Source organism: Amnibacterium sp. (assembly GCF_025463795.1).
GTDB lineage: Bacteria > Actinomycetota > Actinomycetes > Actinomycetales > Microbacteriaceae > Amnibacterium.
The window spans coordinates 1-11637 of record NZ_JAODBE010000068.1; the positions used below are offsets into that span (position 1 = coordinate 1).

At 73.0% G+C, this 11637-nt stretch carries 11 protein-coding genes and 1 pseudogene; 8 read left to right on the forward strand and 4 right to left on the reverse strand.

The window, feature by feature from the left end; genetic code table 11:
* Positions 1–122: 122 nt before the first annotated feature.
* Both JWQ92_RS06490 and JWQ92_RS06495 read right to left on the reverse strand, forming a co-directional pair.
* Positions 123–701: a hypothetical protein gene (locus JWQ92_RS06490; protein WP_297343653.1), complete on the reverse strand. Its 579-nt coding sequence runs from the start codon at positions 699–701 to the stop codon at positions 123–125.
* A complete protein-coding gene (locus JWQ92_RS06495) occupies positions 698–1933 on the reverse strand; it encodes a molybdopterin-dependent oxidoreductase (RefSeq protein WP_297343654.1) in 1236 nt (411 codons plus the stop codon). Before JWQ92_RS06495 ends, JWQ92_RS06490 begins: the two co-directional genes overlap by 4 nt.
* Before the next feature lie 61 nt (positions 1934–1994).
* Between JWQ92_RS06495 and JWQ92_RS06500 the strand changes: the two genes are divergently transcribed.
* Together JWQ92_RS06500 and JWQ92_RS06505 are read left to right on the forward strand one after the other, a co-directional pair.
* The gene (locus JWQ92_RS06500) at positions 1995–3383 is read left to right on the forward strand and encodes a glycosyltransferase 87 family protein (protein ID WP_297343655.1); all 1389 of its coding nucleotides are present in this window, start codon (positions 1995–1997) and stop codon (positions 3381–3383) included.
* A 130-nt stretch (positions 3384–3513) separates the two neighbouring features.
* Complete coding sequence (locus JWQ92_RS06505; RefSeq protein WP_297343656.1) at positions 3514–4212, forward strand: hypothetical protein; 699 nt, start codon at positions 3514–3516, stop codon at positions 4210–4212.
* Positions 4213–4320: 108 nt separating this feature from the next.
* Here JWQ92_RS06505 and JWQ92_RS06510 read toward each other — a convergent pair whose 3' ends face one another.
* Both JWQ92_RS06510 and rsmA read right to left on the reverse strand, forming a co-directional pair.
* The gene (locus JWQ92_RS06510) at positions 4321–5244 is read right to left on the reverse strand and encodes a 4-(cytidine 5'-diphospho)-2-C-methyl-D-erythritol kinase (RefSeq protein ID WP_297343657.1); all 924 of its coding nucleotides are present in this window, start codon (positions 5242–5244) and stop codon (positions 4321–4323) included.
* 120 nt (positions 5245–5364) lie between these two features.
* Positions 5365–6219: a 16S rRNA (adenine(1518)-N(6)/adenine(1519)-N(6))-dimethyltransferase RsmA gene (gene rsmA, locus JWQ92_RS06515; RefSeq protein ID WP_297343658.1), complete on the reverse strand. Its 855-nt coding sequence runs from the start codon at positions 6217–6219 to the stop codon at positions 5365–5367.
* Between the two features lie 80 nt (positions 6220–6299).
* Between rsmA and JWQ92_RS06520 the strand changes: the two genes are divergently transcribed.
* From JWQ92_RS06520 to JWQ92_RS06545, 6 genes and pseudogenes are all read left to right on the forward strand, one after another.
* On the forward strand, positions 6300–7490 hold the full coding sequence (locus JWQ92_RS06520; protein ID WP_297343659.1) for an ROK family transcriptional regulator: 1191 nt from the start codon (positions 6300–6302) through the stop codon (positions 7488–7490).
* A gap of 112 nt (positions 7491–7602) precedes the next feature.
* Positions 7603–8739, forward strand: a complete 1137-nt coding sequence (locus tag JWQ92_RS06525) for a substrate-binding domain-containing protein (RefSeq protein WP_297343660.1) — start codon at positions 7603–7605, stop codon at positions 8737–8739.
* 168 nt (positions 8740–8907) lie between these two features.
* Positions 8908–9681 (forward strand): ATP-binding cassette domain-containing protein, encoded by a 774-nt coding sequence (locus JWQ92_RS06530; RefSeq protein WP_297343663.1) that lies wholly within the window; start codon positions 8908–8910, stop codon positions 9679–9681.
* A complete protein-coding gene (locus JWQ92_RS06535) occupies positions 9678–10958 on the forward strand; it encodes a sugar ABC transporter permease (protein ID WP_297343661.1) in 1281 nt (426 codons plus the stop codon). The genes JWQ92_RS06530 and JWQ92_RS06535 overlap by 4 nt, the downstream gene beginning before the upstream one ends.
* 149 nt (positions 10959–11107) lie before the next feature.
* Positions 11108–11356, forward strand: coding sequence for a DUF6457 domain-containing protein (locus JWQ92_RS06540; RefSeq protein ID WP_297343662.1), 249 nt, complete (start codon positions 11108–11110; stop codon positions 11354–11356).
* Positions 11353–11637: pseudogene (locus tag JWQ92_RS06545) on the forward strand (molybdopterin molybdenumtransferase MoeA); the annotation flags it as partial. The gene JWQ92_RS06540 and the pseudogene JWQ92_RS06545, both read left to right, overlap by 4 nt.

Sequence of the window (11637 nt, forward strand, 5' to 3'; positions counted from 1 at the left end):
GGCGGGCGACCGCTCGGCGCAGCCCGCGAGCAGCAGCACGGCGACCGCGGCGAGCGCGGCGATGGATCGCGGCACGGCGGGCCCCTTCCGTCGGGACCCGGGTCGGTCCCGACGGATCCGCTCTACCGCACGGACCTCCGGGTCCGCTGCGACCGCAGCAGGACCGCGCAGACGATCGCCGTGAGCGCGGCGAGGACGAGCCACAGCAGGCCGAGCCGGAGCCCGTAGTCGAACGGCAGCACGGTCGGGTTGCGGGGGCCGAGCTGCTTCGCCCGGATCTCGGGCAGCACCGTCAGCGTGAGCACGACCCCGACGACGACGGCGCCCTGCAGCACGGCGAGCACGACGGGCGGGATCCGGGCGCCCGCGCCGCGCAGCAGGCGGTTGGCGGCGAACGTGGCCGGCGCCAGGATCCCGTCGTGCAGCACGAGCGCGCCGACGAGCCAGATCCCGAGGCCGGCGACGCCGGCCGGCCGCACCGTCGTCACGAGCAGCGCCGCTCCGACGACGAGACCCGCGACGCCGACCCCGACGAGCGCCGCCCTCGCTCGACGGACCCCCGCCCCGACCGGGGGCGCCGCGTGCGCCTCGGGCAGCGCCTCGGCGGGGACGCGCGGGACCCGCGACGGCAGGAGCACGGACGCCGTGAGCGCGCCGAGTCCGACGAGCACTCTGAGGGCGACGGCGGACCGGCTGCTCATCGCGCCTCGAGGGACGAGAGCCATTTCGTCTGCAGCACGCCCGGACGGGCGGGCGCGATGATCCGCGCCGGGTAGCCGTGGTCGAGGTCCAGGGGCGCGCCGTTCAGCTCGAGCGCGACGAGGGTGAGCGGATCCGCGGCGAACTCCGGCTCGAGGATCGTCGTCGCGTAGGCGCCGCGCTGCAGGCTGCGGACCGTGATGCCGCGCCCGGTCGCGCCGACGAGCGCGGCCAGGTCGGCGACGCGCACCCCCCGCCAGTCGGCCGAGACGCTCCACCCCTCGACACAGGCGATCGGCAGCGTGACGCGGGTCTGCGGGAGCGTGAGCAGGTCGGTCCGCGTCAGCACCCGGCTCCGTCTCCCGGATCGGACCGTGAGCACCCAGCCCGGATCGGTGGCGGCGCCGACGACGCCCGCGGCACGCGCCGTCTTGTTGACGGGCAGCGCCTGCGGTCCGAGGCGCTGCTGGCGGGGGCCGAACACGTTCACCGCCGCGAGCGCCGGCAGGCTCTGACCGACGCTGAGCACGACCGCGGCGCCCGTCGCGACGCCCACCGCGCCGAGCACCGTCCGCCTGCTGACCGCGTCGGGCGCGGCCGGCGCGCGCTCGATCCACCGCTGCAGGACGCCCGTCACGCCGCTCGCCCGCGGCTCGCGGGAACCGAGCCGGCCTTCGCCGGTCCCGACCGGCCGCAGCCGGCCGTCGGGACCGATGCTGTCGCGCCGCCGCCACCAGCGCGTGATGATCGGCAGCTTTACGCCGATGTGGATGGCGAGGGAGGCGACGATCACCCAGGCGAGCGCGTAGTGCACCTGCCGGAACGGGAACGGCCACGGGTACCACTGGTAGGTGTTCACGAGCCCGGTCGCCAGCTGCACGAGTGACGACGCGACGAACAGGGCGATCGACGCGCGCTCGAGCAGGCCGGCGACGGTGCGGGCGGGCGGCCAGGCGAAGAGCAGCGGGAAGACGGTGTAGAGCTTGCCGAGCAGCAGCGGGATGCACGCGATGCCCGTCGCGACGTGGAGCCCCTGCGTGATCCGGTAGAGGGACGCCGGCCGGGTCAGGAACGCCATGCCGGGCAGCGGATCCTGCAGGAAGTGGCTGTACAGGCCGGTCGCGAAGCAGACCAGGAATCCGGTGCCGAGGAGCCGGCCGAGCACCACGGCGGTGCGCGGGTGCCGGGCGGCACTCGCGAGCGATCCCCTGGCGAGGGCGAAGAGCGCCCTCACCCCGTCGTCCCGTCTCGCGCGCCCATGCCGGGTATTCGGAGCGACCGGCCAGGATGACGGGGTGAGGGACGCCGCCGCACGCACCGTCCCGGTCGCCGTCGTGGTCGCGGCGCTCGCCGCCCTGACGTGGTGGATCGTCGTGCGCATCGGCGTCGTCCTGCACTCCGAGCGGCCCGCATGGTTGCTGGCGGAGGGCGCGTGCTGGCTGCTCTTCGCCGTCGCGATCGTGCTGCTGCGGATCGCGCCGGCGCGCACCGTGCCGGCGCTCGTGCTCGGCGGCGCGCTGGCGATCGGGCTCGGCGCCCTCGCCGGGCCGCCGACGACGAGCACCGACTCCGCCCGGTACGCGTGGGACGGGATCGTGCAGGACGCGGGGATCTCCCCGTACCGGTACGTGCCCGCGGATCCGGCGCTCGCTCCCCTGCGGACCGACTGGCTGTTCCCCGCCGGGCAGGTCTCCGCGACCGGGGTGCTGCACTGCCCGAGCCACGTCGCCTCCCCGAGCAGCCAGGTGCGCGTGCCGGGCCTCGTCTGCACGGCGATCAACCGGCCGCTCGTGCCGACCATCTACCCGCCGGTCGCGGAGGCCGTGTTCGCGGGCGTGCGGCTGCTCGTCCCGCCGGGCGTCGGGTACGGACCGATGCAGGTGCTCGGGCTCGCCGCCGTGCTCGCGACCTCGGCGCTGCTGCTCCTCGCCCTGCGGCTCACGGGCGGCGATCCCCGACGCGCGGCCTGGTTCGCGTGGTGCCCGCTGGTCGCGTCCGAGGCGGTCACGAACGCCCACATCGACGGCCTCGCCGCGCTCGGCGCGCTCGCCGGCACGCTGCTCGTGGTGCGCGGGAAGCCGATCCGCGGCGGGATCGTGCTCGGGCTCGCCATCGCGACGAAGGTGCTGCCGGTGCTGGTGATGCCCCCGCTGCTGAAGCGTTCGCCGGCGCGGATCCTCGGTGCGGCCGCCGCGACGGTCGTCGCCGTCTACCTGCCGCACGTCGTGCTGTCGGGCGGCCGCGTGCTCGGCTACCTCCCCGGATACCTGAACGAGGAGGGCTACGACGACGGCACCCGGTCCGCCCTCGTGTCGATCGTCGCGCCGGGAGCCGCGGCGACGCCCGTCGCCGCCCTGCTGCTGCTCGTCGTCGCGATCCTCGTGCTGCTGCGCACCGACCCGGCCGACCCGTGGGTGGGGCAGGTCGTCGTCGTCGGGGCCGCCCTGCTGCTGACGAGCCCCCGCTACTCCTGGTACGTGCTCCTGCTCATGCCGTTCGTCGCGATGAGCGGCCGATGGGAGTGGTTCGCTCTCGCGCTCGTGCTCATCGAGAAGCAGTTCGACACCCCCCTCGACATCTTCCGCGAGGAGCTCGCAGCCGTGGTCCTGCTGGTCGTCGCGGCCGCCTGGTTCCGCCGGACGCGGCGGGCACCGACCGTGCCGCGCCCGTCCCCCGTTCCCTGAGAGTCGCCTGAGGCACCCATCCCTTTCCTGAGGGCCGCCGAACCCAGTGCACCTGCTCACGCGAGCCGGGGCGACACGGAAGCAGCGGAACTCCCGCCGCTCCACCCGGCCGGATACGGAAAGAAGTCCCATGCGAATCAGCACCACCAGGGGCGCCATCGCGGCGCTGTCCGCCGGTCTCGTCGTCGCCGCCCTCGCGGGCTGCGCCGAGGCGAGCTCCTCGACGCCCGCCGCGTCGAAGACCGCCTCCTCCTCGAGCGCGGCCCCCGCGCCCGCCGCCACACCGACCCCGGTCGCGGAGATCCCCTCGCTGTCCGGCGTGCACACCCAGGTCACGCTCGACGCCGGCTTCCTGAAGGCCCTCACGAGCCTCAAGCTCACGCCGGGCGTCGTCGGCACCGCCACGCTGTCGAAGGCCGGTGTGCTCAGCTTCCCGATCACCGGCGGCCACGTCACGTACTACGACCCCACGAAGTCCTACCGCCCGTACGTGCAGGGTGAGGTCGACCACATGGGCTCGGGCATCTCGCTCTCGGCCGGCGGCAAGAAGGTGGAGCTGACGAACTTCGTCATCGACCCGGGCAACAACTCGCACCTCTCGGGTGACGTGTCGCTGAACGGCACGTCGGTCGCGAAGGGCGCGAACCTGTTCCGTCTCGACGGCAGCACCCTGAAGCCCCTCTTCAAGGACGCCGACGGCAACGCCGTGCTCGAGGGCACCACGGTCTACGTCTCCGACGACGCCGCCGCGCTGCTGGACAAGACCTTCGGCACCACCGCGGTCACCGGGAAGCTCGAGGTCGGCATCGCGAAGATCACCGCGAAGTAGTTCCACGGCCGGACCCGGCCACACAGCACGACGGCGCCCCGCCGTCCACTCCCCGCAGCCGGAGCGGACGGCGGGGCGTCGCCGTGCGGGGAGGTGCGAAGGACCGCCTCAGGACACGAGGCGGGCGCCGTGCGCCGGACCCGTGACCCGCAGCACCGTGAGGCGCGCGGCCGACAGCGCGATCTGCAGCGACAGCGCGGAGTCGAGGTCGGCGGTGAGGAACGCGATCGTCGGGCCGGAGCCCGACACGACCCCGGCCAGCGCCCCGTTCCGCTCCCCCAGCTCCAGCACGTCCGCCAGCTGCGGCCGCAGCCGCAGCGCGGCGACCTGCAGGTCGTTGTGCAGGGCGTCGGCGAGCATGTGCGGGTCGCCGGCCCGCAAGGCCTGGAGCACGTCCGCATCGACGGCCGGCGGACCGACCGTCGGCAGGTCCGCCGCATGCCGCAGCCGGTGCTCGTCCAGTGCGGCGTACACCTCCGGCGTGCTGAGGCCGGTGTCCGCCAGCGCGATGATCCACTGGAAGACGCCCTTCGCGAGCGCCGGGCTCAGCTTGTCGCCCCGCCCGGTGCCGATCGCGGTGCCGCCGGTGAGGGCGAACGGCACGTCGGCCCCGAGCTCGCCGCCGAGCTCGAGCAGCTCGTCACGGGCCAGCCCGAGCCCCCAGAGGGCGTCGAGCGCGACGAGCGCCGCGGCGGCGTCCGCGGATCCGCCGCCCATCCCACCGGCGACCGGCACCCGCTTCAGCACCTGGATCCGCGCTCCCCCGCGGTACCCGGTGCGGGCCTGCAGCAGGTGCGCGGCGCGGACCACGATGTTCCGCTTGTCGACGGGGAGCCCTGGGGCCGCGATCGGCCCGCTGAACGACAGCGAGAGCTCCTCGTCCCGCTCGGCACGCAGCTCCTCGTAGAGGGCCACGGCGTGGTAGGCGGTCGCGACGTCGTGGTACCCGTCGGGCATGGCCGCGCCGACCCGCATGACGAGGTTGATCTTCCCGGGGGCCTTCGCCTGCACGGCGGCCGGGGGCGTGCTCACCCCTAAAACCTAGTCCGGGCCGCCCGCCGGACTCGGAGGCCGTCACCCGGAGCGAGACCGCGGATGCCCCCCTCCCTCCCCCGAGTGCACGGGGACGGCGGGACCGGTCGACTCGGCCCCTCAGGGGAGCACGGGAGCGGCGGCCTCGGCGAGAGCGAGGAACGCCTCGATGCCGAGCCGCTCCCCCCGCTCACCCGGGTCCACGCCGGCCGCCCTGAGCAGCGCGTCGGCGGCGCCCGTGCCGCCGACGGCGGTGGCGAGCGCCTGCCGCAACGTCTTGCGGCGCTGCGCGAAGGCCGCGTCGACGAGGCGGAACACCCGGTCGCGCAGCACGGTGTCGCCGCGCGCGGGACCGCGCTCGAACCGCACGAGCACGCTGTCGACGTTGGGGACGGGCCAGAAGACGCCGCGCGGCACCGTACCGGCGATGGTGCATCGCCCGTACCAGGCGGCCTTCACGCTCGGCGAGCCGTAGATCTTCGAGCCCGGCGCCGCCGCGAGCCGCTCCCCCACCTCGGCCTGCACCATCACCACGGCGGCGGCGAGCGAGGGCACGTCGGCGAGCAGCCGGAGCAGCACCGGCACCGAGACGTTGTAGGGCAGGTTCGCGACGAGCCGCACGGGCGCGTCCGGGACGGGCACCCGCAAGGCGTCTCCGGCCACGACCGTCAGGCGGTCGGCGGCGGCGGGCGCGAGGTCGGCGACGGTCGCGGGCAACGCCTCCGCGAGCCGCCGATCGAGCTCGACCGCGATCACCACCGCACCGGCCTCGAGCAGACCGAGGGTCAGGGAGCCAAGGCCGGGGCCGATCTCGAGCACCCGCTCGCCCGCCTGCACGTCCGCGAGCCGCACGATCCGCCGCACGGTGTTCGCGTCGTGGACGAAGTTCTGGCCGAGGCGCTTGGTCGGGGCGACGTCGAGCCTCGCGGCGAGGGCACGCACGTCGGCCGCGCCGAGCAGCCGCACGTCGTCCACCGCCGTCAGCGTACTCGTCGCCGTCCGCGGCCCTCGAACGGGCCGCCGCCACGCGCCTCCGCCTCGCTATGGTTACGCCCGTGAGCGACCGTCGGGCCAACCCGGGCAACCAGGCTTCACTTCGTGAAGCCAATCGGACCCGCATCCTGGCCGCGGTCAAGCACCACGGCGGGTTGACCCAGGTCGAGCTCGCCGGTGCGACGGGGCTGTCCCCTGCGACCGTCTCGAACATCGTCAAGGAGCTCACGGCCTCGGGGGTGCTCCACACGACGCCCTCGACGCACAGCGGTCGCCGCGCCCTGCGCGTGACGCTGGCCCACGGTCTCGGTCTCGTCGTCGGGGTGCACGTCGCGCAGCGGCATATGCGCGTCGCCCTCGCGGACCTCGCAGCCACGATCGTCGCCGAGCACCACTTCCCCCTCGCCCGCGACCACCGGGCGGACAACGAGCTGGACAAGGCGGCCATGCTCGTCGTCGACATGCTCGACTCCGTCGACTCGAAGCTCGAGGAGGTGCTCGGCGTGGGGATCGGCATCTCCGCGCCGATCGACGCACGCACCGGCATGATCGCGCGCAGGGGGATCATGCGCGGCTGGGACGGGGTGCCGATCGCCGAGAGCATGCAGGGGCGGCTGCAACGGCCGGCCCACGTCGACAACGCCTCCAACCTCGCCGCGCTCGCCGAGTTCCGGTTCGGGGCCGCGAGAGGGAAGCGCGACGTGCTCGTCATCGACGTCGGCGAGGGGATCGGGGCGGGTCTCATCGTGGACGGGAGGGTCGTCCGCGGGCACCGCGGAGCCGCCGGCGAGTTCGGACATCTGATCGTCGCGGCCGACGGCCCGCTGTGCCGCTGCGGCAACCGCGGCTGCCTGGAGGCCGTCGCCTCCGCCCCGGCGGTCATCGACGGGCTCGTCGACGCTCCGGCGACGCTGAAGACGACCGATCTCATCGTGCGCGCGATGGCCGGCGAGCCGCGATACATACGGGCCATCGCCGACGCGGGACGGACCATCGGCCGCGCCGCTGCCGGCCTCTGCAACGTGCTCGACCCGGAGCGCGTGATCGTCGGTGGCGACCTGGCCCGTGCCGGCGAGCTCCTGCTCGGCCCGATGCGCCACGCGCTGGAGGCGGCGCTCCTGCTCGACCCGGACGGCACCCCCGATCTCGTCCAGGCGCAGCTCGACCAGAACGCAGCGGTGATGGGCGCGGTCGCCCTCGCCATCGACACCGCACCACTGCCCGAACAGGCCTCCGTGATGGCGATCGCATAACGATCGCGAAATAGCCCGCGCCCTCTTGCGTTCACAACTTGACGCCAAATGGGGCGGCTGGCAGAGTCCTCCGCAGCCGCCGATGTGGGCGGCTCGAACTGGAGGACTTTCAATGAGGACAGCCACCAAGAGGGCAGTCGTCTCGTCGGCGGCCCTGCTGCTCACCGCGCTCTCGCTGACCGCCTGCTCCAACGGAGCGAGCAACAGCGGAAGTGGAAGCAGCAGTAGCAGCAGCAGCGGCGGCTCGTCGCAGAGCGCGCAGAACGCGAAGATCGGCCTGCTCCTGCCGGACACGGTCACCCCGCGCTACGCGACCGCCGACAAGCCGTACTTCGAGGCCGAGGTGAAGGCCAAGTGCCCGAGCTGCACGGTGCTCTACCAGAACGCGGCAGGCAGCGCGGCGACGCAGCAGCAGCAGGCGCAGGCCATGCTGGCCCAGGGCGTCAAGGTACTCGTGCTCGACCCGTTCGACGGTGAGGCCGCCGCTTCCATCGTCACGCAGGCGAAGGCGAAGAACGTGCCCGTCGTCTCCTACGACCGCCTCATCGACTCCGGGGACCTCGCGGCGTACATCTCGTTCGACAACGAGAAGGTGGGCCAGCTCCAGGCGCAGGCCCTGGTCGATCACCTGAAGGCGCTGAAGGTCGCGTCGAACGCCGGCATCCTCGAGGTGAACGGGTCCCCGACGGACAACAACGCGAGCCAGTTCAAGAAGGGCGCCCTGTCGGTGCTCTCCAAGACCTCGTACAAGGTCCTGGGCGAGTACGACACGCCCGGTTGGGACCCCGCGAAGGCGCAGACCTGGGCCCAGGGCCAGATCTCCAAGGTCGGGGCGAGCAACGTCAAGGGTGTCTACGCGGCGAACGATGACACGGGCGGCGCCGTCATCGCGGCGCTGAAGTCCGCGGGCGTCAAGACCCTTCCGCCGGTCACCGGTCAGGACGCGTCGCTCGCGGGCGTCCAGCGCATCCTCGCCGGCCAGCAGTACATGACCGTCTACAAGGCGTTCAAGCCGGAGGCCTCCGATGCGGCCGATATCGCCGTGGCGCTCGCCGAGGGTCAGACCGCCAACCTGACCTCCACCGCCACGACCGCGAAGGGCGCGACGGTGAAGGCCGAGCTGCTCAACCCGGTCGCCGTGACGGCCTCGAACATCGAGTCGACGGTCGTGAAGGACGCACTGTACAAGGTGTCCGACATCTGCACGAGCACCTACCAGGCCGCCTGCACCAAGTACGGCATCAAGTAGGACGTGTGAGCACGGCCACCGTGCGGTCGGGGGAACCCGGCCGTACGGTGGCCGTGCTCGACGCATGTGGCCCGCACTCGGGTCGGCGAGTGACGAACGATTCGAGGAGGCATCGTGACATTGATCAGTGAGGCGCCGGAGCGGCCGCCGGCCGCGCCGGGCCCGGTGATGAGCCTCAAGGGCATCACCAAGCGGTTCGGCGCTGTGCAGGCGCTCTCCGCGGTGGACCTCGAGGTCTACCCGGGCGAGGTGGTCGCCCTCGTGGGCGACAACGGCGCCGGCAAGTCGACCTTCGTGAAGATCCTGGCGGGCGTGTACACGCCGGACGAGGGATCGATCGTCTTCGACGGCCAGGAGGTGAGCGTGCCGAGCCCGTCCGCCGCGCGGGCGCTCGGCATATCGTCGGTGTTCCAGGATCTGGCGCTCGCCGACAACCTCGACGTCGTCGCGAACCTGTTCCTCGGGCGCGAGATCGTCCACGGCGTGCTCGACGAGGAGGAGATGGAGCGCCGCTCGTGGGAGCTGCTGCGGCAGCTCTCCGCGCGCATCCCCTCGGTGCGGATCCCGATCGCGTCGCTGTCCGGCGGCCAGCGCCAGACCGTGGCGATCGCGCGCTCGCTCATCGGCGACCCGAAGGTCGTCATCCTGGACGAGCCGACCGCGGCCCTCGGCGTCGCGCAGACCGCGGAGGTGCTGAACCTCGTCGAGCGGCTCCGCGAGCGCGGTCTCGGCGTCATCCTCATCAGCCACAACCTGGCGGACGTCCAGGCGGTCGCCGACCGCGTCGCTGTCCTGCGTCTCGGCCGCAACAACGGCACGTTCCGCATGAAGGACGTCTCCTACGAGGAGATCATCGCGGCCATCACCGGGGCGACCGACAACGCGGTCACCCGCCGCGCCGCCGCGGTGGCGGCCACCGCTTCCGAGGAGGGCGACCAGTGACCACCAATCCTCCGCAGGTCGCCCCACCGGCACCGGGGGTCCCCTCGAGCGCCGCGGATCTGCAGGACGAGCGCCTGCTGCGCGACGCCAGCCTGCGCGGCGCAGCGATCGCCTTCGGCCGCCGCGTCCGGTCCGGTGACCTCGGCTCGCTTCCGGTGGTCATCGGGCTCGTGGTGATCTGGGCCGGGTTCGAGATCCTCTCCGGGGGCATCTTCCTGCAACCCGACAACCTGGTGAACCTCGCGGTGCAGAGCGCCGGGCCCGGTCTCATCTCCGTCGGCGTCGTGCTCGTGCTGCTGCTCGGCGAGATCGACCTGTCGGTCGGGTCGGTGAGCGGACTGGCCGCCTCGATCCTGGGGGTCGGGCTCACCGTGCTGAACTGGCCCTTCTGGGCGATCGTGCTCGTCTCGCTCGGCGCGGGTGCCCTGATCGGCCTGCTCTACGGCACGCTCTTCACCAGGTTCGGGGTCCCGAGCTTCGTCGTGACCCTCGCCGGTCTGCTGGCGTTCGAGGGTGTGCAGCTGCTCATCCTCAACACGAGCGGGTCGATCAACCTGCCGTCGAACTCCTTCATCGTGGAGTTCTCCGCGTCGGCCTACCTGCTGCCCTGGCAGGCGTACCTGCTCGCCGTGCTCGCGGCCGGCGGGGTGCTGGTGACCGACCTCCGCCGGCGGCGCCGTCGGAGCAAAGCCGGGTTGTCGGTCCCTGCACCGTCCCTCACCTACATCAAGGCCGCAGTCATCCTCATCGGACTGCTCGTGGTGGCGTACTACCTGTCGCTGGACCGGGGCACCGGGGTGTCCTTCGTGTTCCTGATCCTCGCGGTGATCGTCATGAACTTCTTCGTGACACGGACCCGGTGGGGTCGCTCCATCTACGCCGTGGGCGGCAGCGTCGAAGCAGCCCGCCGCGCCGGCATCAACACCCGGCTCGTGTACATCTCGGTGTTCATCCTCACGTCGTGCTTCGCGGTGCTGGGTGGCCTCGTGTCTGCCGGCAACCTCACGGCGGTCACCCTGTCGGCCGGCAGCGGCGATGTGAACCTGAACGCGATCGCTGCAGCCGTGATCGGTGGCACGAGCCTGTTCGGTGGCCGCGGCAGCGTCTGGTCCGCCCTGCTCGGTGTGATCGTCATCACGTCGATCGCCAACGGCCTGGCGCTCGTGAACTTCGGGGGCGACGCTCCTCGGTTCATCGTCACCGGTGTGGTCCTGCTGCTCGCCGTGATCGTCGACTCCTTGTCCCGCCGGTCGCGGGCGAGTCACGGCGCGGCCTGACCCGCACCTCGAGGGGCCCGGCGGTCCGTCCGCCGGGCCCCTCGTCGGTCTCGGCCACGACCTGGGTCCGATGCGGTCCCGAACGTCCCTCGAACCGAAGATCTCGCTCCGAACCGCCGTACGGTGGTGTCCGCGACGAGGAGGTACGGATGAGTGACGACGTGGAGACGGCCCTGGACGAGTGGTGGGCGACGCTCTGCGTCGCGCTCGGGCTCGACGAGGTGCCGCCCGTGCGCGATGCGATCCTCGGGCTCGCCGGGGTCGCCGCCCACAACGTGGTCCGGCCCGCGGCACCGGTCACCACCTTCCTCGCGGGCTACGCCGCCGGCTTGAAGGGCGGATCCGCGGAGGAGGTCGGGGCGGCGATCGCGACTGCGAGGGCCGCCGTCCCCCGGTGACCGGCCGGCTCGACTGGGACGCCGCGCGCGTCGCCGCGCTCCGGACCCCGGTTCCCCTCGCCGCCCGCGAGGTGCCGCTCGCCGGCGCCCGTTCCGCGGTGACGGCTGCCGACGTGCTCGCGCCGGGACCGGTGCCGCACTACGACTCGTCCGCGATGGACGGCTGGGTCGTGCGCGGCGCCCCGCCGTGGCGGCTCGTACCCGCCGGCACACCGCTCCCCGACGGGGCCGCCGCGGTGGTCGTCACCGGCGGCGCGGTGCCGCATGAGGCGAGCGCCGTC